The sequence below is a fragment of the uncultured Desulfosarcina sp. genome (genome assembly GCF_963664155.2).
In the GTDB taxonomy this organism is placed as follows: domain Bacteria; phylum Desulfobacterota; class Desulfobacteria; order Desulfobacterales; family Desulfosarcinaceae; genus Desulfosarcina.
In genome coordinates, this window is record NZ_CAXXXH010000002.1 from 310,242 (window position 1) to 333,203 (window position 22,962).

The 22,962-nt window shown below is 54.5% G+C and carries 21 protein-coding genes; 20 read left to right on the top strand and 1 reads right to left on the bottom strand.

From position 1 onward, the window contains the following. Window positions 1-84: 84 nt before the first annotated feature. Complete coding sequence (locus ACHZBS_RS25650) at window positions 85-858, bottom strand: acyl-CoA dehydratase activase (RefSeq protein WP_319409389.1); 774 nt, start codon at window positions 856-858, stop codon at window positions 85-87. A 618-nt stretch (window positions 859-1,476) separates the two neighbouring features. On the opposite strand from ACHZBS_RS25650, the gene ACHZBS_RS25655 reads away from it, so the two are divergent. From ACHZBS_RS25655 to ACHZBS_RS25750, 20 genes are all read left to right on the top strand, one after another. After that, complete coding sequence (locus ACHZBS_RS25655; RefSeq protein ID WP_319409390.1) at window positions 1,477-2,328, top strand: 3-keto-5-aminohexanoate cleavage protein; 852 nt, start codon at window positions 1,477-1,479, stop codon at window positions 2,326-2,328. 34 nt (window positions 2,329-2,362) lie between these two features. Beyond that, a complete protein-coding gene (locus ACHZBS_RS25660) occupies window positions 2,363-3,568 on the top strand; it encodes a 2-hydroxyacyl-CoA dehydratase family protein (protein ID WP_319409391.1) in 1,206 nt (401 codons plus the stop codon). A 37-nt stretch (window positions 3,569-3,605) separates the two neighbouring features. Beyond that, a complete protein-coding gene (locus ACHZBS_RS25665; RefSeq protein WP_319409392.1) occupies window positions 3,606-4,733 on the top strand; it encodes a 2-hydroxyacyl-CoA dehydratase family protein in 1,128 nt (375 codons plus the stop codon). Between the two features lie 30 nt (window positions 4,734-4,763). After that, window positions 4,764-5,777 carry an electron transfer flavoprotein subunit alpha/FixB family protein gene (locus ACHZBS_RS25670; protein ID WP_319409393.1) on the top strand — a complete coding sequence of 338 codons (1,014 nt, stop codon included), beginning with the start codon at window positions 4,764-4,766 and terminating at the stop codon, window positions 5,775-5,777. Between the two features lie 9 nt (window positions 5,778-5,786). After that, entirely contained in the window at window positions 5,787-7,085 is a 1,299-nt protein-coding gene (locus ACHZBS_RS25675) for an FAD-dependent oxidoreductase (protein WP_319409394.1), read from the top strand. After that, window positions 7,082-7,354, top strand: coding sequence for a 4Fe-4S binding protein (locus ACHZBS_RS25680; RefSeq protein WP_319409395.1), 273 nt, complete (start codon window positions 7,082-7,084; stop codon window positions 7,352-7,354). The genes ACHZBS_RS25675 and ACHZBS_RS25680 overlap by 4 nt, the downstream gene beginning before the upstream one ends. A gap of 12 nt (window positions 7,355-7,366) precedes the next feature. After that, window positions 7,367-8,236 (top strand): hypothetical protein, encoded by an 870-nt coding sequence (locus ACHZBS_RS25685; RefSeq protein ID WP_319409396.1) that lies wholly within the window; start codon window positions 7,367-7,369, stop codon window positions 8,234-8,236. A 55-nt stretch (window positions 8,237-8,291) separates the two neighbouring features. Next, window positions 8,292-8,690, top strand: a complete 399-nt coding sequence (locus ACHZBS_RS25690) for a nuclear transport factor 2 family protein (RefSeq protein WP_319409397.1) — start codon at window positions 8,292-8,294, stop codon at window positions 8,688-8,690. Between the two features lie 42 nt (window positions 8,691-8,732). Continuing rightward, window positions 8,733-9,518 (top strand): glucose 1-dehydrogenase, encoded by a 786-nt coding sequence (locus tag ACHZBS_RS25695; RefSeq protein ID WP_319409398.1) that lies wholly within the window; start codon window positions 8,733-8,735, stop codon window positions 9,516-9,518. 24 nt (window positions 9,519-9,542) lie between these two features. Further along, complete coding sequence (locus ACHZBS_RS25700; RefSeq protein ID WP_319409399.1) at window positions 9,543-10,124, top strand: hypothetical protein; 582 nt, start codon at window positions 9,543-9,545, stop codon at window positions 10,122-10,124. A gap of 112 nt (window positions 10,125-10,236) precedes the next feature. Then, complete coding sequence (locus ACHZBS_RS25705) at window positions 10,237-11,130, top strand: nitronate monooxygenase (protein WP_319409400.1); 894 nt, start codon at window positions 10,237-10,239, stop codon at window positions 11,128-11,130. A 95-nt stretch (window positions 11,131-11,225) separates the two neighbouring features. Continuing rightward, a complete protein-coding gene (locus ACHZBS_RS25710; RefSeq protein ID WP_319409401.1) occupies window positions 11,226-12,737 on the top strand; it encodes a hypothetical protein in 1,512 nt (503 codons plus the stop codon). Window positions 12,738-13,034: 297 nt separating this feature from the next. Further along, window positions 13,035-13,808, top strand: a complete 774-nt coding sequence (locus ACHZBS_RS25715; protein WP_319409402.1) for an IclR family transcriptional regulator — start codon at window positions 13,035-13,037, stop codon at window positions 13,806-13,808. Window positions 13,809-13,914: 106 nt separating this feature from the next. Further along, a complete protein-coding gene (locus ACHZBS_RS25720; protein ID WP_319409403.1) occupies window positions 13,915-14,895 on the top strand; it encodes a TAXI family TRAP transporter solute-binding subunit in 981 nt (326 codons plus the stop codon). A gap of 113 nt (window positions 14,896-15,008) precedes the next feature. Further along, a complete protein-coding gene (locus ACHZBS_RS25725; protein ID WP_319409404.1) occupies window positions 15,009-16,904 on the top strand; it encodes a TRAP transporter fused permease subunit in 1,896 nt (631 codons plus the stop codon). Window positions 16,905-16,941: 37 nt separating this feature from the next. Continuing rightward, window positions 16,942-18,153, top strand: coding sequence for a CoA transferase (locus ACHZBS_RS25730; RefSeq protein ID WP_319409405.1), 1,212 nt, complete (start codon window positions 16,942-16,944; stop codon window positions 18,151-18,153). Window positions 18,154-18,520: 367 nt separating this feature from the next. After that, the gene (locus tag ACHZBS_RS25735) at window positions 18,521-20,455 is read left to right on the top strand and encodes an FAD-dependent oxidoreductase (protein WP_319409406.1); all 1,935 of its coding nucleotides are present in this window, start codon (window positions 18,521-18,523) and stop codon (window positions 20,453-20,455) included. 24 nt (window positions 20,456-20,479) lie between these two features. Beyond that, the gene (locus ACHZBS_RS25740) at window positions 20,480-21,370 is read left to right on the top strand and encodes an MBL fold metallo-hydrolase (protein WP_319409407.1); all 891 of its coding nucleotides are present in this window, start codon (window positions 20,480-20,482) and stop codon (window positions 21,368-21,370) included. A 90-nt stretch (window positions 21,371-21,460) separates the two neighbouring features. After that, a complete protein-coding gene (locus tag ACHZBS_RS25745; RefSeq protein ID WP_319409408.1) occupies window positions 21,461-21,937 on the top strand; it encodes a universal stress protein in 477 nt (158 codons plus the stop codon). 26 nt (window positions 21,938-21,963) lie between these two features. Further along, window positions 21,964-22,938 (top strand): YCF48-related protein, encoded by a 975-nt coding sequence (locus ACHZBS_RS25750; RefSeq protein WP_319409409.1) that lies wholly within the window; start codon window positions 21,964-21,966, stop codon window positions 22,936-22,938. The last annotated feature ends 24 nt before the right edge of the window (window positions 22,939-22,962 follow it).

Here is a 22,962-nt window from a genome sequence, read left to right on the forward strand (position 1 = left end):
GTCTGGCGCATATCCTCTGATCCATGATGACAATACGTGCCTTGAAGGAGGTGAGGCGCTCCATTTCGATCGCGGCGACCTGGCTTAAGGTGCACCGGCGGCGATCAATGCCGCACCCAGGGCGGTTGCGAATTCAGGATGTTCCGGGATTCGCAAGGTATCCAGTTCCAGTTCCCGTTTCAAGGCCTCCAGAAATCCTGGATTATGGGCCACTCCGCCGATCAACACCACATCCTCGTCAATGCCGATGCGCCTGACGATACTGACGATACGGTTGGCCATGGAGTCATGGATCGCCTTGCTGATTTCGTTAACCGGGGTTCCGGCGTGGATCAGTCCGACGACCTCGGATTCTGCAAAAATTACACATTGCGCATTGATGGGAATCTTTTTGTCGGTCGTCAAGGCCAGTGGGCCGAGTGCTTCCAACGGCGTATCCAACGCACGTGCCATAGCCTCGATAAACGCCCCGCTGCCGGCGGCACACTGCCCGTTGACGGAAAAATCGATCGGATTGCCGGCAGCATCCAGTTTGACCGCGCGCCCCTCTTCAGCGCCGACATCAATCACGGTGCGGGCGCCGGGAAAGTAGTAAAAGGCACCCTTACTCATGGCTTGCATGTCGCTGGCGGTGTCGTCGGCAATCGTGATGGATGTCTTTCCTGAACCGGTACCAACAATTTTATGGATTTCGGCGCGGTTTATTCCCGCGGCCGCCAAGGCAATGGTGAGCGAGCTGTCCACTGCTTCGTGCTGATCGAATCCGGTGGTTACCGTGGCGCGGCCAACGACCCGGCCATTTCTCAGAATGACCGTTTTGGTGTTTTTTGCGCCGCAATCGATACCCACTGCAGTCATGACCTTCCTCCTGTCCCTGCACGAAGCAAACGAATGGGAGCGATGATTTGCCGCCATTCCATGATAATGGAAGCAAAGACCAAACCAACTTGCCGGCATCGCATGGATCAAGCATGGGACAGCCTTCGCCGAGGGCAACGGGATAATGGAAAGATGATATATCAAAACATATCCTTCGATATGTCAAGGACAATCCAGGCTGTTCTTTATGGAGTTCGATGATGAGGCATCCGTAATGGTGTCCTCAGGACGTTCATCACAAGGACAAACCGGCTTATGTGCGTCTTTGCAGGATAAAATGGATGGGTCCCTGAGTAAGCTTGTACAACCAGACGAAAAGAAAACGGATTTTTAAACAGCTGTTCGCATTATCTTCGTTATATTTCGAGAAAATAGCGAATGGTTCGATTTTTTTCGGGAGGCAAAATGTGCCAATCATTTTATAACTAATCTAAAATATAAGTGATCAGTATGTGTCGGGTTCATGGTACAGGTCTTGCGTGTAATGTGTGCTACACAGCGGGGAAAATCCCATCTATTATGACTGAAATACATTCGAAGTTGCGTGTAACGGAAATGCACCGCTTGCGGTCAACCTAACCCAAACAGGAGGGAAGCATGGAAAAATTGATTATCACAGTTGCCATCACCGGTGGCGGACACGGGAAGGAAGCCAACCCCAACCTTCCCGAGCAGCCCGAGGAACAGATCGAACAGGCGATTGAGTGCTGGAATGCCGGCGCGTCCATGATCCACATCCACGCCCGTGACAAGGACGGCAAGGGGGTTCAGGATCCCGCGATCTACCGCCGCGTCAAGGAGGGGATCCGGGCCAGAGGGTGTGACGCCATCATCAATTTCACCACAGGAGGGACGGCTGGGATGACGGCTGCGGAACGGCTTCAATCCATCGAAGCCGAGCCTGAACTCGCATCGCTCAATATGGGGACCTTGCAATGGGGGCCATGGCCGGACGGCAGCTATTATCTGGCCAATAACCCGCCCAACGAAGTCGAATGGTTTTGTCGGGAGATGCGCAAAAAAGGCATCAAGCCCGAGATGGAGGTCTACAGCGCTGTCATGATGCAGGAGGTTGACCTGCTGATCAAAAAAGATGTCCTGAAAAAACCGTACTGGGTCAACTTCGTGTTGGGTATTCCGGGTCAGGGCGCCATGCGCGCCACTTGGCAGAACCTGACCCATTGCGTGTCCCTCTTGCCGTCCGATGCCAATTACACGGTCTGTGCCGTCGGTCCGGGCCAGCTTCCCATGACCAGCCTGGCCATGGTGCTGGGCGGACATGTTCGTGTCGGCCTGGAAGACAACATTTACTACGCCAAAGGGGAACTCGCCAAAGGCAACGCCCAACTGGTCGAAAGAACCGTGCGGCAGGCCAACGAACTCCAGCGCCCCATCGCTTCGCCGGCGGAGGCCAGAGAAATCATGGGGTTGAAACCACTTGAGATGTAACCAATGACAAAGCGCCGTTACAAAGGATAGGGAGATGAAGGGACGAGAATACTTCAAGCAGAAAAGAATCGATTTCACCAAGCGCTATTACCGGGAACTGGCAGAATCCAAGGAATCCGGCAAGCTGATCGCCTACGTGACCGGATTCCTCCCTTCGGAGGTCCTGGTGGCAATGGACATATTACCCTATTACCCGGAAACCTTCGCCACCATCGCCTGTGCCTTCAACGCGGCGGACGAGCTGTGCCAGGTGGCCGAGGACGCCGGTGTTTCCCGTGATCTGTGCGCATTTTCCACCGTGGCCATGGGATCCATGTATTCGGGAAAAGGCCCATACGGCGGCATGCCCAAGCCGGATCTGCTGATTTCAAGTTCCTACACCTGCGGCATCCACGTTCCCTGGTGGGAAATCATGCAAAAACATTATAACGTTCCGCATTTTATCATTGACGGGCCGGTGCTGTCCGCCGACCCTGAACCGATGCATATCGAATTTTTCAGGTCCGAAATGAAGCGTTTGATTGCCTTTCTCGAAGAACACACCAAAAGGCCCATGGACATGGACCGCCTGGAAGAGACCGTCAGGCGGTCCAACGTGGCCAGCGATTACTTTACCAAGATTCTGGAACTGCGCAAGATCGTTCCCTGTCCCATCAGTTCCCACCAGCTTTGCGGGGACATGTTCCATATCACCACGCTGCCCGGTACCGAAGAAACCACTACCTTCTATGAAGAGCTGCACGCCGATATCGCGGAGCGGGTCGAGCAGAAGATCGGCATTGTCGCTGATGAGAAATATCGTCTGATCTGGGACAACATCCCCATCTGGCACGATCTGGCGCTGATCGACTATTTCGAAGGCAAAAACATGGTCTTCGTCTACGAGACGTTTTTTAAGGAGTATTGGGCCAAACGCATGATCGGTGACGACCTCTTTGAACGCTTGGCCCGCAAATACCTGACCGGCTGGACCAACCGACGGCTGGACCGCAAGATCGAGATCATGGAAGAGGTGGTCCGCGACTACCAGGTCGACGGCATCGTGGTATTCGAGAACAAAGGCTGCCGGGCATACTCGACCGGACAGCTGGATGTTGCTGAAAGCCTGAAGGAAACCTTCAGCATACCCTACCTCGCCATCGAGGGGAACATGGCCGACCCCGGGGGGCACGATGCCGACAAGGTCAGGAGAATGGTGGATAATTTTCAGGAAGTGATGCGCGGACGGTCCAATCGCTGAAATGCTGAACACCCATGGATTCGAAAAGGAGATGGGGATGAGCGTGGAATTTGAAAAAGCCTGGGAAGACCGGAAAAGCATTGCCCAGGCGTGGAAAAACAACGGCGGCAAAGTGGTCGGGACGTTCAATTCATTGATCCCCGAAGAGTTGATCTGTGCCGCCGGTATCCTGCCGATCGAGATTATCAGCCTTGATAAAAGTATTGCCAATAGCCGGAAGTACCTGCCGGAGTTTTTGTGCCCGTATCTGAAGGATTGCCTCGAGCAGGCATTGGCGGGTGATCTGGAATATCTGGACGGCGCGGCTGTTTCGCACGCCTGTGAATCGCTGCGGGGGTTTTACGGTGTCTGGAGAAAGAACGCCGGTCTGCCAGAGCCTTTCTTTCTGCAAATTCCGGCCACAGCCGGCGAAGGGGCAAAGCATTACTTCATCCTGGAGTTGCGGCTGTTCGGCAAATATCTGGAGGGGATCGCCGGCAAACCGATCACCACCGACGCCTTGCACCGGGCCATTGAGGAGGCCAACGAAAACCGGCAAATGCTTAAACGGCTCTATACCGCAAGGGAGCAGAAAGGCTCGCCCATCAGCGGAAGCGATGTGGTGAATGTGATCAAGGCCCGGCTCGTCCTGCCCATCGCGCGGCATACCGACATGCTGAAAGAATACTTGGATAGGGTCGATGCCGCCCCTGTGGATGCCGAGCGAGACGAAAGGGTCCGGTTGACTATTATCGGCAATTGCGTGCTGGAATCGGCCGCCGTATCGCAGGCAGCGGAGGAGGCCGGCGCGCGGATCGTCGCGGACAACCTGTGTTACGGCCTGCGGCTCTGCTGGGAGACGGTTGACGATGCCGGTGATCCGATGGATGCGATTGCCCGGCATTATCTGACCAAGATTCCTTGTCCCGGGAAATTCCCCATGGAGACGCTGGCCAACAAACTGAGCGACATCGTCGTCAAATCCGGCAGCGAGGGGATGATCTGGATTATCGATAAATTCTGCGACCCTTACCTGTTCCAGTATCCGATGCTGCTCGATGCGATCCGGGAAAAAGAGATCAAGCTGCTGAGCCTCGAAGACGGGGACATCAAAAACACCGGCCGATTGAAGCTGAAGCTGGAGGCCTTCGTTGAGATGATCCAGAGCGACGAACTAGTATATTAGCATTATACGCAACAATAAGGAGTATCAGCGGTGGAAAAGAATATATGGGTTTTGGTGGAGCACCGCGATGAAGAGATCGAGGAGGCCAGCCTGGAGGTGCTTTCGGAGGCCCGGCGGCTGGCCAACAAAGCGCGCGCCAGCGTAGCCGCGCTGGTGTTGGGGCATTCTGCGGAAGGCTTTTCCGATCCCCTGACCCAGTATGGTGCGGATAAGATTTTCGTTGTGGAACATGATCTGCTCGAGACGTATACGACCGACGGGTTCACGACGGCTGTGGCGACCCTACTCAAGGATCATCAGCCTGAATTCCTCCTGCTTGCCGCATCGGTGTTGGGGCGCGATCTCGCACCCCGCCTGGCAACGCGGTTGAGAACCAGCCTGGTCAGTGATTGTACGATCCTCGAGATTACCGCCAGCGGGGAGATGGAGCTTACCCGCCCCAGCTGCGGTGGCAGGGTCTACGCCACCATGGCATGCCAAACGAAGATATCCAAAATTGTCACGATTCGGCCCGGTGTGCTCGGCCTTGGCAAACCCCGCAAGGGGCGCAGCGCAGAGATCGTGTCGCTATCTGTCGATCTTCAGCCGGAGGTGATCCGAACGGCATCGCGCGGTATTCGCAAGGTGGATCGGGAAAAACTGGACATCCAGGAGGCTGAGGTCATTCTCGCCTTCGGGCGTGGAGCCGAGGACGAGTCCACCGTGGAGCAGCTGGCTGATTTGGCCCGTCTGCTGGAAGCCTCTTTGGGCGGCTCCAGGGCCGCCGTGGACGAACACTGGATTACCTTCGACCGCCAGATCGGTCAGACAGGGAAGACGGTCGCGCCCAAGGTGATCCTCTGCTGTGGCATTTCAGGGGCACAACAATTCACCATGGGGATGCGCGATTCGAAATTTATCGCCGCGATCAACACCGATCGGCGCGCACCGATTTTCAAAGTGGCCGATGTGTCCGTCCTTGGCGACTTGAAGGAGATCGTTCCTGAATTGATCAACCAGTTTCAATCGCTGTCGCGGCAGCCTGACCCATCGGCTGGAAAGTAAGGTAACAATATGACAACAAATTTTGACTGTATCATCATCGGTGCCGGCCCGGCCGGTTTGACCGCCGCACTCGTGCTTGCACGGGCCGGCAAGGACGCGCTCGTGATCGAGCGCGGGCAATACCCGGGTTCTAAAAACCTGTTTGGCGGTGTCCTGTACAGCAAAGGGCTGAATGAACTGATCCCGGATTTCTGGAAACAGGCGCCCGTGGAACGGCCGGTGGCGCGCTGGGTGGTCAGTGCCCTGAATGAAGACGCGTCGTTTTCCATGGATTACACCTCCGAGAAATTTAACCGGACGCCCTACAACGCGCTGACGGTAATGAGATCCCGATTCGACCACTGGTACGCCCAGCAGGTGGAAGCCGAAGGGGCGACAATTCTGACCGACACGCTCGTCGAGGACCTGTTGTGGGAAGGGGACCGGGTCGTCGGCGTGAAAACAGGACGATCAGAGGGCGACCTCATGGCCGATGTGGTGATTGCCGCCGACGGCGTGAACTCCCTGGTGTACAGGAATTCGCCCCTGGCCTTTCCCCAAGGGCCGGATGATGTCTCGCTGGGCGTCAAGGAGATCCTGGCCTTTCCCAAGGAGACGATCAACCATCGCTTCGGACTTTCCGGCGGTGAAGGGGCGGCCTGCACCTTCGTCGGTACCGCGACCATGGGGATTCCTGGTGGCGCTTTTATTTACACGAATAAAGAAAGCATTTCCGTGGGAATCGTCACCAAGCTCTCCAGCCTGGGGCAGGGCGGCCGTCGGCCCGAAGAGCTGCTCGACGATTTCAAGAACCATCCCCGGGTCTGGCCACTGGTAAAGGATGGGGAGCTTCGCGAGTACCAGGCGCATCTGATTCCCGAGGGGTATCAGCCCAAAACGGGGTTGCTTTACAAGGGCGGCTTGCTGGTGGCAGGTGATGCAGCCCGCTTTACCCTGTCGACGGGACTGCGTGTGGAAGGGGCCAACTACGGCATCGCCTCCGGACGGGCCGCCGCCGAGTCGGTGATCACGGCCGGCGAGAAAAAGAACTTCTCGGAAAACGGTCTCTCGGTTTACCTGCAACACCTGAAGAACCACGGTATTATTCAGGATATGCAGCAGTTCGGACGTGCTCCGCATTTTTTCAAGAATACGCACCTCTATAGAGAATACCCGGAAATGCTCTGTCACCTGGGTGAATCGATTTTCGGCGTCGAACCCGGACCCAAAAAAGGATTCGGCACCTTGTTCAAGGAAGCGCTTGACGGCCGGCTAACGAAATTTCAGGTTCTCAAGGATATCTACGCCGGATGGAGGGGGTTGTCATGAGCATAAACGAGAAACTCCTGCGGACACGATTCGTGGTCGACCCTGGAAATCCACATATTACCGTCAACACGTCGACCTGCGAGGGCTGCGTGGACGAGCCCTGTTTGGTCGTCTGCCCGGTCCAGTGTTATCAAAAAGAGAAGAACAAGCTGATCTTCAGTTGGGAGAACTGTGTTGAGTGCGGCTCCTGCCGCATCGTTTGCCCTGAGGGTGCCATCACCTGGAATTATCCACGGGGAGGGTATGGCGTCTGTTTTCGCTTCGGATAGGAGAGTATCGATATGAAGATTGTCGTGTGCATCAAGCAGGTGATCGACGTCACGTTTCCTTTTGCCCTGGATCAGGAAAAAATTGAGCCGTTGGAAGCGGATATTTTCTACACGGTAAATCCCGCCGATTTGTGTGCCATGGAAGCTGCCTTGAGCCTTCGTGAATCCAATGGGGGGGAGGTGATCGTGATTGGCTGCGGCCCTGAGCGTGTGGAAAAGGCCCTGAAAACATGTCTTGCCATGGGTGCGGATCAGGCCATGCGCATTGACGCGGCACGTCTGAAACCGCACTCCCAGGCCAAGGCCCTGCTTCTGGCCAGGGCCGCCGCCGGATTGTCGCCGGATCTGATTCTGTGTGGGAGCCGGTCTCTCGACGAAGGCACGGGGGAGACACCGGCGGCCATGGCCGAGTACCTTGGTTTACCGCAAATCACCAGCGTGATGGCGTTGGCGCTCTCGCCGGATGGACAGACGGTAAGGGCCGAAAAAAAGCTGGAACGGGGACGGCGGGAAACCATCGAATGCCCGCTGCCGGCGCTCCTCTCCCTTGAAGCCGGTGTGCTGAAGCCCCGCTATGCGCCACTGACAGGCCTTCTCAATGCCCATGCGGCCCAAATCGACCGCCATGACGTGAACAGTCTGGAGATTAACAACACCGAAAAAATGGCCGTCGATTCGTTGCGAAGACAGATTCGGCAGTCACTGCCCCGGCCCAGGCCGAAGAAGTCGTTCTCACTGGAAAGCGGCATGACGGCCGAGGAGCGGATGGAGATGATGATGTCCGGGGGGATGAAGAAGAGCAATGGCGACCTTCTGGAAGGTTTGCCCGGCGACCTTGGAAAGAAGCTCTCCGGAATTCTGCAGGAGAAGGTATTCAAGTAAAAGGCCATAACATGGTGAATGTTAACCATTTAGCGGTATCACCGGAGGAAAACGTATGAACCAATCCAATAAAGAGAAGGTTCAATCGATGTTCGCTGCATTGGCTGGGGGCGATCTGGAGACCCTGAAATCCTACCTGCACCCGGATGTGGTGGTCAAAGAGGCCGATTGCCTGCCCTTTGCTGGTGTTTACCGCGGGCCAGAGGGGTATCTGGAACTGGTCCAAAAGGTTACCGGTACCTGGGTCGATCCTGATTTTTCGGTCAAGGCCATGTTGGGGGAAGGCGATTTGGTGGTTGTCGTCTCCGAACTCACTGCCAAAAACAAAGCCGGCACTTTTTTTACAATGCCGATGACCGAGGTGTTTTACTTTACCGATGGCAGGGTGAGCGAGGTGCGGCCGTATTACTACGACACGCACAAGCTGGCCGAACTTAACGCCCAGAAATATTAACCCCGGCGTTATGGGGTATCGTCAATCATTTTCGGAGGCAACATGCGGAAACGATTTGAAAACAAAGTGATCCTGATTACCGGTGGCGGCTCCGGATTGGGCCAGGCTGCCGCACTGCGCGTTGCTGGTGAGGGAGCGCAGCTGGCGCTGGTGGACGTGAGCGGCGAGGCATTGGAGGCGACACGTAAAATGATTGCCGAAAGGTCGCCTGAGGCGGAGGTGCTGCTCATCACGGCGGACGTTGCCGATGAGGAGGCGGTCCGGGAATATGTCCGGCAGACCGTCGAGCGGTTCGGACGGATCGATGGTTTTTACAACAATGCCGGCATCGAAGGCAGACAGAATCTGACCGCGGACTATGGCAGCGAGGAGTTCCTGAAAGTGATCGGCATCAACTTGAACGGCGTTTTCTATGGGATGAAGTCTGTTATCGAGGTCATGATGCGTCAAGGCGGGGGAGCGATCGTCAATGCGGCATCGGTGGGCGGCATCCGGGGCGTCGGCAACCAGTCGGGCTACGCGGCGAGCAAACACGGCGTCGTGGGACTGACCCGGAATTCGGCCATTGAATACGGCGAACATGGTATCCGGGTCAATGCCGTCGCTCCAGGTGCGATTCTGACGCCCATGGTCGAAAACTCGTTGCGTCAAATCGCCGGGGACGATTGGGAACAGGCCGGCCGGGAATTCGTCAGCGTGAACCCGATGAAGCGGTTGGGACGTCCGGAGGAGGTCGCCGGCGTGGTCGCTTTTCTTCTCTCCGACGACGCCTCGTTTATCAACGCCGCGGTGGTTCCCATCGATGGCGGGCAGTCTTATAAATATTAGAAGCCATCCCCCACTTGAATGCCCATGACGAAACCCCAATCACTTTTTAAATCGGGCCGGATCAGCTGCCTGCCGATCCGGAACCGGGTGGTGATGCCGCCCTTGGGAATGGCGCTGGATTCGGCTTACGGAGAAATCACCGATTACCACATTGCCTATTACGAGGTCCGCGCCAGAGGCGGTGTCGGCCCTATCGTCATGGAAGCCTGCCTCGTCGAGCCAACCTTCGGAAAGTCCGATTTCGCCAACTCGCGGATCGATGATAATAGGTTCATTCCGATAATGCATCGGCTGGCCAATGCCATCCACAAGCATGACACCCGGATCTTTGTTCAAATGCACCATGCCGGCCGGCAGTCCAACAGCGCCTTGACCGGTGCCGTGCAGATCGTTGCTCCCAGCCCCGTGTCTTCTCCCGTTATCGGTGAGACGCTCTGCGCCTTAAGCCTCGAGGAGATCGCGGACCTGGAAGACCGGTTCGTCCAAGGGGCCTTGCGGTGCAAAATGGCCGGAATGGACGGGGTGAAACGGTTCAACCATCGACCCTGCGAACAGCAGTTTCGAAATTGCCCGATTGAGGACCAGCACTGTTGCCTTTCATCTTGAACAGGGCCGGGTGGTGGCGATACCGGACCCACGGAAAAGAAATTACTGGATGCCGGGGTCCGATTTTAACCGGAACAAGCGGACAACACTGAAACACCACGGAGGATCGGCGATGAATCAAATTACCGACATGCTGGGAACAAAGTACCCGATCATACTCGGCGCCATGGGGTTTATCAATAACCCTGAAATGGTGGCGGCAGTTTCCGTAGCGGGCGGCTATGGATTGTTGGGTACCGGCCCCATGCGCGATAAAGAGACCCTGCGTCAACAGATCGAAAAAGTAAGGACGCTCACCGACAAGCCTTTCGGTATCAATCTCATGGCCATGCGACCTTTATCCATGTCTTTTGCCGAGATTGCAATCGAGATGAACATACCAGCCGTGACGACATCGGCCGGATCCCCGAAAGAGCTGGCCATACTTTTGAAATCTCACGGTGTAAAGGTGATCCATGTCGTACCGAGTGCCAAAGCGGCACGGATGGCGGAGGACGCAGGCGTGGACGCGGTGGTTGCCGAAGGGATGGAGTCGGGCGGCATGCAGGGGCGCAACGGCGTGGGCACCATGGTTCTCGTTCCGCTGGTGGTCGATGCAGTGAAAATTCCCGTCATCGCTGCCGGTGGCATCGCCGACCACAGAGGGTATCGGGCTGCCTTCGCCTTAGGTGCTCAGGGTGTGCAGATGGGGACCCGTTTTCTTGCGTCAAAGGAGTGCATCGCCCATGAGGCGTGTAAAAATACAGTTTGCCGTGCCCAGGAAACGGATACGGTGTTGGTCGGCAAAGGAAATATTTTTATCAGAGCGTTCAAAAACGCCGCTGCCGAAAAATATCTCGACGATCCTTCCAGTTTTGACCATACCACGATCGTCCCCCGTCTCGAAGATGTGTGGCTCAAGGGAATTCTGGAAGCAGGACCGATCACCATGGGGCAGATCGTCGGAATGATCAAGGAACTGAAATCGGTTCGGGAAATTATCGAGGAAATGGTGAGCCAGGAGTAATTATCCACGACCGCCACCGATTGTCGGTACACTGGGTGATGGGTCAGATATTTCTTATTAATGGCAGGCCACACAGCGTAAAAAGGAATCGAACCATGAGTGAGAGGAAGGTCTTGTTTTCAGACGTTTCGCTTCGAGACGGGGTCCAAAGTCTGTGGGCGATGAACATGTCCTACGGAATGTACGATGCCGTGGCCGACCAGTTGGACCTGGCCGGATACGACCACATCGAGCTTCCCATGCATGCGGTCTATATGAAGATGGCGGTCCGGTATCTTAAGGAAAACCCCTGGGACACGATGAAGATCTTCAAAAGAAAGATCACCAAAACCAAAAAGAGCCATGTTTTACTGGACTGCCTGGACGTGCTGGGCGAGACCGAACCTCGCTCGGTGGTGCGGTTTTTTTATGAACTTGCCGCCCGTACGGTGGGAGGGGACCGGTTTTTCACCCTGGCCAACACGCGAGACGAAATCGACCGCTACTTTCCGTGGCTGGTGCCGATCGCCAGAAACCTGGGGATGAAGCTGATGCTGGCCATTTGTTATTACCCGACCCCGCGCCGTGACGACACCTACTACACCAACCTGACGAAGCGGATCATGGAGTGGAAGCCGGACTATATCCAGCTCAAGGATGCGGGGGGGCTATTGACGGTGGAACGCATAAAAACCTTGCTGCCGGCGATTCAGAAGGAGGCCAGGGGGGTGCCGATCGAACTTCACACCCACGGCATGAGCACGAATCAGGGGCGCGTGGTGGTCGAAGCCATGGCGCTGGGCGTCGAGACCGTGCACACCTGCGTCCCGCCACTGGCGTCCGGATCGTCGCATGTGTCGATTTTCAACGCGATGCACAATGCCAAGGTGCTGGGGATCGATCACAACATCGCCAATGAAAAAGCGCTTGAAGAGGCGGAAAGACGCTTGAATCGAATTGCCAGACTGGAAAATCTTCCCGTCGGGGTTCCGCTCGAATACGATCACAGCGTCTACACGCACCAGATTCCCGGAGGGGTGATCTCGAATCTGAAGAATCAGCTGAACCAGTTGGGCATCTCGCACAAGATGAACGAGGTGTTAGAGGAAGTCGTCCGCATCATCGATGATCTGGGCAACCCCATCATGATTACACCGGCGTCCCAGTTCATCGTGTCCCAGGCTGCCGTGAACGTGGCTACCGGAGAGCGGTACAAGGAAGTGTTGGATTGCATGATCGAGACGGCCGTGGGGGTCTGGGGATGGGAAGATGCCTGCGTGCCGTACATGGACCCGAACGTCAGGGACCGGCTCCTCAGCCACCCTAACGCCAAATCCATCCAAAAGCGATGGGAAAAGACGCAGGAGATGCAGGCGACGGAAGGATCCATCGGCAAGCTGCGTGCCCGCTATGGCATGACCCACACATCCGACGAGGATTTCATGCTGTACCATATCATGAAAGGGGACGAGGAGATCAAGAAGATCCAAAAGCCGTATAAGTCATACTATACGGGGAAAGAGCCCCTGGTGATGCTGCTCAAAAAGCTGAGCAAAAACCATGACATCAGCCGCCTACAACTGCAAAAGGGAAACAGTTACTTGGAATATAGAAAGAAACCATCGTGACACTTCGCCAACCGGCGGTAATGGTTGTCCGGTTAGGGAGAATAGATCGCCAATCCCACCCTTTATACCGCCTATCCCTTCTTTGATGTAATTAATTTTTACTCTCCAGCTTTAGCATGCGGGTGCGCAGGGTCGACGGATGGATGTCGACCCGTATTTAAGCCGGTAGAAGACCAGCGGGACAGGTGAATATTATTCATTTTACTTGACGAATATATTTTAGGTTGATACGTCATTCCATAATGCAGAATAAATATTTTTTATATTCCGCATTGCGGAATTTTGTAAAGGGATGCCATGCCAGACAAAGACCACATCAAGTCAGTTGAAAAATGCTTCCTTATTCTCGATTGCCTCCATAATGGCCGGCGTTTGATGACGTTGGACGAGATCACTCAAACCACCGGCCATAAGAAAACCACCTGCTTCCGGCTGCTCAAGACTTTGCGTACCTTAGGTGTCGTAGAACTGTCACCCGATACAAAAAAATATCAATTTGGTCCGCGCTTGGCTGCGCTTGGCTTGACAGCCCTTAAAAACATGAACCTCAGAAACGCCGCTCTACCGATTCTTCAAGAGTTACGGGACGAAACCGGTGAAACGGTTAATCTTACCATCCTCAGCGGATCTGAGATTCTTTATGTCGAGCGCATCATGTCCGACTACCTGGTTAATGTGAACGTCAACATCGGAGACCGGCTGCCGGTTCATTGCGCCAGCATGGGCAAGGTCATTTTGGCTTATCTTCCCGAAGATCGATTGGAAACAATACTTCCGGCTATATCTTTCGGAAAAAAGACGGACAAGACCATCGTTTCCCGGTCCGCACTGATCAGGGAACTCGAACAGATTCGATCAAAGGGATATGCGATTAACGATGAGGAGTTGGAAAAAGGTCTCAGGGCGGTGGCTGCCCCTATATTCAACTACACAGGAGAAGCATTCGCCGCGACCAACATCGCCTGGACGACGGCCAGGCATCCAGAACGCAGAACATTCTTGGAATATGCGGGAAAAATAGTCTCGGCAGCTGAAAAAATTTCACGTCTGATGGGCTATACTCCCGGGTAGTCGGTTGTCGATCCTTGGCGGATTTCGGAGCCTGCAAAAACGGCCGGCGCCATTTGGGCGGTCATGAGTCCATATCTCTTAACAACCAACTAAGGAGGGGTGAATCATGAGGAGACATTTTGGCTTATCGAGTTTTGTGATGCTGGGGGTTTTGATCGGCGTCATCGGGTTTGTGATTCCGTCGCCGGCGGCACAGAAGATGTTGATCGGCTCGACCTCGGCCTCTTCAAGCCATTACGGCTATTTTGTCGCCGTTTCGCAGGTGATCAACGAGAAAGTGGCCGGATTGGAAACATCGGTAGTCGAAACCGGGGCGACGGTGGACAATCTGCGCCGATTTGCCCGTAAGCAGATCGACCTGGGGCTGGTCACGACCAACGTGCTCTCCCAGGCCTATTTCGGAAAAAAGGACTTCAAGGGTCGGCCGGTGCAATCGAAATTACTGTGGGTGTATGTCATTGCCCCCCAGAACGCCATCGTCCGCAAAGACGCCGGAATCAGCGATTTAGCCGAACTCAACGGACAACGCTACAATCCGGGTCTCAAGGGGTCGGCCACCGAAAAAACCACCGAGGCGGTGTTCGAGGTGCTCGGCATCAAGCCCGATTACGTCAGGGGCTCCACGACCGACATCGTCACCGCGGTGAAGGACAACCACATCAAGGGTTACGTCAAATCCGGTGCAGGCCTGAAAATTGATGCTTCATCCCGTGATATTTCGACTTTTACGCCCATCGACATCCTTTCGCTCGACAAGGATCAAGCAGCCTTGATCCAGTCCAAGCTGCCCGAAGTCTCCATCGTGGAAGTACCTGCAGGTGCTGGACCCGGGATCGCAAGTTATACGACCTGGGGGTTTGCCGTCGCCTGCAGCGCCAGCCTCGACATGGATGAAGCCACCGCCTACAATATCGTGAAAGCCATATGTGAGGACAAAACCGTTCAGGCTAGCGCCATGGCCAGCGTGAAAGGAGCGGATTTCGTGGGGATGACGATCAAATATGCCACTTCCCCGCTCCATCCGGGCGCCATCAAGTATTTCAAGGAGATGGGGGCCATAATTCCGGATCGGCTGATGGAAAAATAGAGCGACATGCTGGGTATCTTTCCATCTGGAACCCACCGGGGAGGACGCCATGGCGTATTTCCCCGGTGGGTTGACGAGTCATATCCGTTTATCCAATCCCTTGGGAGCTTCCGATGAGTGCCGGCAACCCGCCCAACCTCAAGCAGCAAGGCATTACGCTGCTGTCCGCCGTATTGAGTCTGTTCATCCTGTACACCTGCGCCACGGGTCCCTTCGAAAGCATCATCCAGCGGGCCATCTTCCTGGCGATCCTCATCTGCCTGGGGGTTCTTTACTATCCGCTTTGGGAGGGCAAAAAGATTCGTCCGCTGGGTATGGTCGTCGATACTGGAATGGTCCTCATGTCGCTGACGGCATGTGTCTATGTCATCGTCAACTATGACATGATCATGACCACGCTGCCCATGGCCAAGCCCCGGGATATCGTCATGATGGCCGCATTGTCGCTGGTGATTCTAGAAATTGCCAGGCGGGCCATTGGTTATGTTTTTCCGACCATCGTGGTCATTATCCTGTCTTATGCCCTTTTAGGCGAATATATACCTGGACGCTTGGGTCATCGCGGCTTTGATATCTATTTTGTCACCGAAACCCTGTTTCTCGGCGACCTGGGAGTATGGGGCATGCTCATGGGCGTAGCCGCCACCATTATCGCCGCATTTACCTTGTTCGGCAGCATCCTGCTCAATACTGGCGGCGGCCAGACCTTCATCGACCTGGCCATGCGTCTGGGTGGCCGGGCCCCCGGCGGTGGCGCTAAAATCGCCACTATCGCCTCGGGTCTTTTCGGCATGGTCAGCGGCAGCGCCGTGGCCAATGTCGCCACCACGGGGAATTTCACCATTCCGCTAATGAAGCGTTTAGGGTATCCCCCGCCCATGGCTGCCGGTACCGAAGCAGTCGCCTCCACGGGTGGCCAGTTGGCACCGCCGATCATGGGAGCAGCGGCCTTTATCATGGCCGAAATCATTGGGGTGGAGTATGTAACCATCATTCTGGCCGCGTCGCTACCGGCGTTCTTGTTCTATCTGGGTGTCTTCATGACAATCGATGTCATGGCCAAGGAACACGATCTGGGTAGCCTGCCCGACGCCGACGTTCCGCCTTGGAAGGACATCCTTTACTGGAGGCGACTGACGCCGGTGGTGGTCGCCCTCGGCGCCCTCTTTGTGGGTATTTTCCGGGGCAATGCGATACAGACCGCCGCCTTCTATGGAATGGCTGCCGCACTGATCGCCTTTCCTGTCACACGTATCAAATCCCCGGCCGATCTTCTGCCGGCTATGGATCAAATCACTAAGGCATTCAAGGATTCATCCAGGGGGCTGTTGATCATCGGCATCCTGCTGGCGGGCGCCCAGATCATGGTAGCCATGATAAACATGACCGGTCTGGGAATCACGCTGTCTTCGTTGATCGTCAGTCTGGGTGGAGACAGTGTCTTCCTGGTGGCGTTTATCGTGGCAGTGGTCTGCATGATCATGGGTATGGGGATTCCCACAACCGCCGCCTATGTGCTGGTGGCGGCCGTGCTGGCGCCGGCGATGATCAAAATGGGTATCGCCCCGATTGTCGCCCATCTTTTCGTTTTCTACTACGCGACCCTGTCGGTCATCACGCCGCCGGTCTGCATTGCCGTGTTCGTCGGTTCCGGTATTGCGGAAACGGAATGGACCAAGACGGCCAAATACGCACTTTCCTTCGGGGCGGTCACCTATGTAATCCCATTTCTGTTCATCATCTACCCCGGTATGCTGGCACAGGCCGGACTGGAAGGCTTCTGCCGGGCAGCATTCAGCGGGATTCTGTTTGTTCTGGCCTTTGCCAATTTATTCGGCGGCCTGAAGATAAGCGGCAATCGGCTTGTCGATAAACTGCTCTGTCTGGTGATCGCCGTGCTGGCTGTACTGCCCGGACTGTGGACGTCGATGGTCGCCCTGTTGATGACGATCGCTTTATACGTTAGAAGAAGGCAGCTGAAGGCGAGAAGACTGAAACTGACTGCATAAATTCAAGAACATCAATCCTGCTTGTGTAGGAGGTGGTATGGTTAAGACTAAGAGGCAAAAAGGGGCGCTGAATGGAATTCGCGTGCTCGATCTGACGCGGGTACTGGCCGGTCCGTTCTGTACGATGCTGCTGGGCGACATGGGCGCCGAGATTATCAAAATCGAGACGCCCGGCCACGGGGACGATTCCAGGCGATACCCGCCTTTCATCGGTGAAGAAAGCGCCTATTTCATGAACCTCAACCGCAACAAGAAGAGTCTGGTGCTAAATCTCAAACACCCGCAGGCCAAGGAAATCTTCCTCAATCTGGTCGAGAAATCAGACGTGATTCTGGAGAATTTCCGCCCCGGTACCATGGAGAAGCTGGGTGTCGGCTACGAGACGATTAAGGCCCGAAACCCCGACATCGTCTATTCCTGCATTTCCGGATTCGGCCACTCTGGACCTTACCGGGACCTACCGGGCTATGACATCATCGGCCAGGCCATGGGAGGTATCATGAGCATTACCGGATGGCCTGACAGCCCTCCGACTAGAACTGGGACGGCTATTGGTGATGTGCTGGCAGGATTGTATGCCTGCGTAGGTATCCTTTCAGGAATCATATCAGTTAAGAACGGTGGAACCGGTCAAAAAGTCGATATCGCATTGGTTGATTCAGTCGTCTCGGCCATGGAAACCATTATTCAGATATATTTAGTGGAAAAGAGAGTACCTCAAAGAACCGGAAACCGATATGAGTTTATTTATCCCTATGACACTTTCAAGGCCAGCGACGGTTGGGTGATCATTGCTGTCGGAAACAACAAAATATGGAAAGCGTTCTGCAAGGCGATCATGAGGCCGGAACTGCTCGACAAACCTGAGTACACGGATAATTACGATCGTGTGAAAGCGCATGAGGAAGTCAAACAGATTGTTGAAGAGTGGACAAAGGGAAAAGCAGTAAAGGAAATCGTGGATTTTATGCTTTCAAAAAAAATTCCCTGCGCTCCGATTTACTCTGTTAAGGACGTGGTAGAAGATCAGCACATAGCTAAATACCGGCGTATGATCCGTCAAACGGAGCATCCGATTGCCGGTCCTGTTAAAGTTATAGGGTCTCCTGTGAATATGTCAGAAACTCCGGCGGAAGTGAATTCGCCTGCACCGCTTTTAGGGCAACACTCTGCTGAGATACTTATGGATGTTTTAAATCTATCAAAGGATGAAGTCTTATCTATGAAAAGAGAAAAAGTTATCGAATGATTTCATACCAGTTGCGCACCATCACCCTCCATATCGAAGCATGTCCGAAGCGTGTCTGACGAACCTTTAATGGTAGTATAAACAAAATCATTATACTGAAAACTGGTTTTCTGCTTTTCTGTGGTTTACAGCAGAACAATTCACTATACTGCACTTTCTATCCAGTCATTTCCAAAAGCCTTTGAATCAAAAATCGCTATATCAGAAAAAAATTCACGAAATATCGATATCTGGCTTTAACCTTTCGTTAATCGATTGTGCTAATCTATTAAAAATAAATGGAATTCAGTCTTTATGGAGAGTGGTATGATTGTTGCTAACTTTTATGCAAGCATCCACTCACCATCGGTTGGAGACCCAATCTAAAATGACGGGCATGAAGGGTAAGCATAACACTTCAGCGCTGTTTACACCGATTCGTATCAGCGGACTGACCATCAGGAACCGGATCATCATGCCGGCCATGATCCTGAATTATCCGGTTGATGGATACGCCATCGGAGACGCGTGGACCCGGTTCTATGCTGAACGTTCCACCGGGGGGGCGGGATTGATCATTGCCGGTGCCTGCCATGTCTCCCAGAGCGGAAAGATGGATCCCCATCAGGTGGGCGCGGATTGCGATGAATGGCTCCCCGCCCTCGAGAAGATCGCCCGGTCGATTAAAGCGGGTGGCGCCGCTGCCGCCCTTCAGCTCAACCATGCCGGTCGTTATTCCAAAAGGGCCATTACTGGCACGGAAGTGCTGGCACCCTCGGCCATCGCCTCCAGGTATACCAAGGAACTTCCTAAGGAAATGTCGACCGGGGAAGTGGAGGCCATTGTTACCGCATTTGCTGCGGCCGCATACCGGGCCAAGCAGGCCGGGTTCGATGCCGTCGAACTGTTAGGGGCTACAGGATATCTGATCAGTCAGTTTCTCTCACCGCTGACCAATCACCGCCATGATCGCTACGGTGGATCAGAAATCGGGCGGCGCAACTTCGCAAAAGAGGTGGTCGGGGAAATTAAGACGGCGGTGGGTGACGATTTTCCCCTGATTTTCAGGCAGTCTTCCACGGACAACATTCCGGGCGGCATGGATGCCACCGATCAGCAGAACTTCTCGCAGGCGCTTAAAGCGTGGGGGGTGCACCTGCTCAATATCACCGCCGGATGGCACGATGCGCCGGTTCATCAAATCGGGCCGTCGGTTCCCCAGGGTTATTTTATTCCGCTCGCGACCCGAATCCGAGCGGCTGTAGAATTTCCGGTGGCCTGTGCCATGCGGATTACCGAACCGGCTGTGGCCCGTCGGGCCATCGATGAAAACCAACTGGACATGGTGACCATGGCCCGGGCGCTGATCGCCGATCCCGAATGGCCCAAAAAAACCCAGGCGGGTGAGGATGCGTCGATTCGCAAATGCATCTGCTGCTGCAATTGTTTTGATCAGGCTTTTTCCAAAAAGCAGATCGAATGTAGCGTCAATCCAGTGTTGGGCGGCGAGACCTTGAAACCGGCCAAACGGTGCCGACGAATACTGGTGGTCGGCGGTGGACCGGCCGGCATGGAAGCTGCGTGCATATTGGCCCGGCGCGGGCACCGGGTGACGATCCTGGAAAAGGAGAAACAGCTTGGCGGGCGGCTGCTGATCGGTTCCAAACCGCCCTATAAATCCGAGATCACCAACCTGGTCCGGTTTTTAACCCACGAACTGCAATCCTTCGGTGTATCGATCGAAAGGCGCGTCGATTTCGATACACTGGCGGACCAATTTGACGGTGTGATCCTTGCGGCTGGTGCCCAGGAGAAAAACATAGCCATCAAAGGAATGGAGAATATTCCCACCTATCCTGCCTGCCAGGTAATGGAAGATCTGGCCCTGCTGAGAAATCCGGTCATCATTGTGGGGGCCGGGTTGGTGGGCTGCGAGACGGCGGAATACCTGCATGCTAAACAGTATACCGTTAACATTGTTGAGATTCAGGCCAGACCCCTGCCGGACATGGGCATGTCCCTGCGCTGGCCACTGCTCCAGCGTCTCAAGGAAGCCGGCATAACTATTCACACGGAATCCTTCATCAAAGAAATCATCGATAATGAAGCGATTATCAAGAACGGTGCCGAGACGCGTGTCGAGAAGGTCGGCAGTCTGATTATTGCCGTGGGGTTCACAACGAAGAATGGACTACGGGGTAAAATTGAGAGCACCGGTTTGCCTTGTTGTGTGATCGGTGATCAGAAAGCGCCCCGGCGGATCAAAGATGCCATTGCGGAAGGCCACATGGCGGCGACTGCATGGATGGACGAATGGGAGTAGAAACGAGGATCGGAGAGGGAACCCGTGAGGGGTAAAAAGCAGGGCAAAATCACAGATAATCTTTGGCTTCTCGGCACTGAGGACGCCTGTGTATATCTTCTGGAAGGGCAGGAGACCGCCATGTTGATCAATGGCGGGTTGAGCTACATCGTTCCTGATCTGCTCGGCCAGTTCGAGGCGTTCGGCATTGATGAGCCACGAATCACCAAGATGCTGCTGCTTCACTCCCATTTTGATCACATCGGCATCGCGCCATTTTTTAAAAGACGTCATCCGCAGATGGAAGTATTCGCATCTGTACGTGCGGCCAGCGTGCTTAAAAAGCCTGCGGTGACCGATACCGTCAATGCAGCCAGCCAATATGCCATCGAAAAAAGTGGATACGCCGATGCCTGCGCCGGATTTGACCTGGCGTGGAGAACGGACATCGATTGTGTGGCATTGAAGGAGGGTGATCGGATCGATCTCGGTGAACTGGAGGTTGAGATCTATGAAACCCCCGGTCATTCACCATGTTCGATCTCGGCATATTCACCCCAACTGAAGGCGCTTTTTCCATCCGATGCCGGAGGCGTCCCGTTGGGTGAGAAAATCGTAACCTATGGGACATCGAGTTTTTCTACCTATATTCAAAGCCTTGAGAAACTGCAGTCACTCCATGCCCATTACGTGTGTTCGGATCATTACGGCTATGTCTGTGGTGACGAGGCGCCAGGTTTCATCCGGGACTCGATAACGGTTGCCCAGGAACGCAAAGCGATAATCGCATCCACTTACCAGCTGATCGGCGATGTCGAAGAGACGGCCCAGATGATGGCTGACCGTTTTCGGGACGAGGGTAACTTCAACCTGGTTCCCTACGATGTGTTCGTCGCGGCGCAGCGTTCAATGGTGATGCATATCGTCGGTAAATAATGTCGCGAAGGGATGGATGGCGCTGTTGCCGTTAATAAGCCATTGGTTTTGAAGAGACGATCAAAACAAATCATCGAGAAGGATTGCAGCATGAAGATATTATTCCCGGTAGTTCGTTTCACGGATGTCTCGTCGGTACTTGCTCCCCTGGTTAAAAATATGGCCTTGATGTTCAAAGCCGAAATTCATGTGTTGCGGGTGGAGCCGTTGATCGATCAGTTCATCGACATGCGGGTCAAAGAGGCGGATGAGTGGCTGGATGAGTTCATCGTCAAACACTTTGAGGAATGCGAGGTCAGCCGGGCACCGGTTGTACCCGGTGATCCCGCCGTGGAAATCCTCAAATACATCGACGAGCATGAAATTGATTGCGTCATCATTGGAACGCATGGGCGCAAAGGGTTGAGCGGCATCCTCTTCGGGACCGTGGTCAAGGATATCGTCGGCAGATCGCCGGTGCCCGTGTTGAGCATCAATCCCTACCTGATAACCAAGGACTTCAAAAAACGTAATGCGACCTACCTGGGCGCATTGATGGAAGAATCGGGAATTCATCCGAAGAAATAAATTCGCTGTTCGAAAGGGGATCGGTAATGATCGTGGTCAATCGAAAATGGGTCCTGATGGTTTTATTGCTCATTATCTGGGCGTTTGTCGGCAGTCCTGGAAATCCGGGCGCCGTTTACGCAAAAGGAATCGAATACCAGAAGATAAGCAACAAATTCTACGATTTCCATTTCCAGAATGCCAAGGAAGGCTGGGTTTGCGGCAACTCGGGAGTGCTATTCAAGACCGAAGACGGCGGCTTGACCTGGGAAAAAAAAGAATCAGGCACCTATTCCTCCATCTTCGGGATTCATTTTACCGATGGAAACCATGGTGTCTTGGTTGGCGAGGGCGGATTGGTAATGACCACGTCGGATGGCGGAAAAACCTGGCAGGCGCAAGAGACGCCGGTAGACAAACACTTGCTGACCCTCGATTTTTACGATGCCCGCAATGGTATGGCAGCCGGGGACTGGGGCAAGATTATCGCTACCAATGATGGCGGACAAACCTGGCAGGACGTGTCGCTGGAAGAAGACGTGGTGCTGTATGCGGTGAAATTCACCGGACCCGAAGAGGTATGGATCGCCGGAGAGATGGGCACCATTTTTCATACCATGGATGGCGGGGCGACATGGGAAAAGAAAGAGGTTGGTTTCGCCACTTTCTTCGGCATCGACATGGACGGTGAGAATAACGGCTTTGCCGTTGGCTTAGATGGTTCCGTGGCGCGCACCACCGACGGTGGCGCCAACTGGGATGTAACTGAAATCACCCGGGAGGCGCTGTACAACGTTCTGATCGGTCCGGATCTCGTCGTCACCATCGGAGATGCCGGTACAGTTCTGACATTGGATCTTAAAAACAACAACGCATGGAATCTGGTGGATACACCCGTTGAACTCAAGGCCAACTGGCTGCAAGCCATCGCCATGGTGTCCGACAACCGTTTTATCCTGGCGGGCGAAAACGGCTCCATCAGATTCATGGAGAACGGTCGGTTGTTGCCTGCCGGCCAGTAGGAGATAACCAGCGGCGTAAAACGA

Excerpts from the sequence above, each read along its gene's own strand:
- ACHZBS_RS25730 (WP_319409405.1), top strand. The coding sequence starts at position 16,942 with ATGGTTAAGACTAAGAGGCAAAAAGGGGCGCTGAATGGAATTCGCGTG.
- ACHZBS_RS25720 (WP_319409403.1), top strand. The coding sequence starts at position 13,915 with ATGAGGAGACATTTTGGCTTATCGAGTTTTGTGATGCTGGGGGTTTTG.
- ACHZBS_RS25735 (WP_319409406.1), top strand. The coding sequence starts at position 18,521 with ATGACGGGCATGAAGGGTAAGCATAACACTTCAGCGCTGTTTACACCG.
- ACHZBS_RS25745 (WP_319409408.1), top strand. The coding sequence starts at position 21,461 with ATGAAGATATTATTCCCGGTAGTTCGTTTCACGGATGTCTCGTCGGTA.
- ACHZBS_RS25710 (WP_319409401.1), top strand. The coding sequence starts at position 11,226 with ATGAGTGAGAGGAAGGTCTTGTTTTCAGACGTTTCGCTTCGAGACGGG.
- ACHZBS_RS25675 (WP_319409394.1), top strand. The coding sequence starts at position 5,787 with ATGACAACAAATTTTGACTGTATCATCATCGGTGCCGGCCCGGCCGGT.
- ACHZBS_RS25665 (WP_319409392.1), top strand. The coding sequence starts at position 3,606 with ATGAGCGTGGAATTTGAAAAAGCCTGGGAAGACCGGAAAAGCATTGCC.
- ACHZBS_RS25680 (WP_319409395.1), top strand. The coding sequence starts at position 7,082 with ATGAGCATAAACGAGAAACTCCTGCGGACACGATTCGTGGTCGACCCT.
- ACHZBS_RS25655 (WP_319409390.1), top strand. The coding sequence starts at position 1,477 with ATGGAAAAATTGATTATCACAGTTGCCATCACCGGTGGCGGACACGGG.
- ACHZBS_RS25725 (WP_319409404.1), top strand. The coding sequence starts at position 15,009 with ATGAGTGCCGGCAACCCGCCCAACCTCAAGCAGCAAGGCATTACGCTG.
- ACHZBS_RS25690 (WP_319409397.1), top strand. The coding sequence starts at position 8,292 with ATGAACCAATCCAATAAAGAGAAGGTTCAATCGATGTTCGCTGCATTG.
- ACHZBS_RS25695 (WP_319409398.1), top strand. The coding sequence starts at position 8,733 with ATGCGGAAACGATTTGAAAACAAAGTGATCCTGATTACCGGTGGCGGC.
- ACHZBS_RS25750 (WP_319409409.1), top strand. The coding sequence starts at position 21,964 with ATGATCGTGGTCAATCGAAAATGGGTCCTGATGGTTTTATTGCTCATT.
- ACHZBS_RS25650 (WP_319409389.1), bottom strand. The coding sequence starts at position 858 with ATGACTGCAGTGGGTATCGATTGCGGCGCAAAAAACACCAAAACGGTC.
- ACHZBS_RS25715 (WP_319409402.1), top strand. The coding sequence starts at position 13,035 with ATGCCAGACAAAGACCACATCAAGTCAGTTGAAAAATGCTTCCTTATT.
- ACHZBS_RS25705 (WP_319409400.1), top strand. The coding sequence starts at position 10,237 with ATGAATCAAATTACCGACATGCTGGGAACAAAGTACCCGATCATACTC.
- ACHZBS_RS25660 (WP_319409391.1), top strand. The coding sequence starts at position 2,363 with ATGAAGGGACGAGAATACTTCAAGCAGAAAAGAATCGATTTCACCAAG.
- ACHZBS_RS25700 (WP_319409399.1), top strand. The coding sequence starts at position 9,543 with ATGACGAAACCCCAATCACTTTTTAAATCGGGCCGGATCAGCTGCCTG.
- ACHZBS_RS25685 (WP_319409396.1), top strand. The coding sequence starts at position 7,367 with ATGAAGATTGTCGTGTGCATCAAGCAGGTGATCGACGTCACGTTTCCT.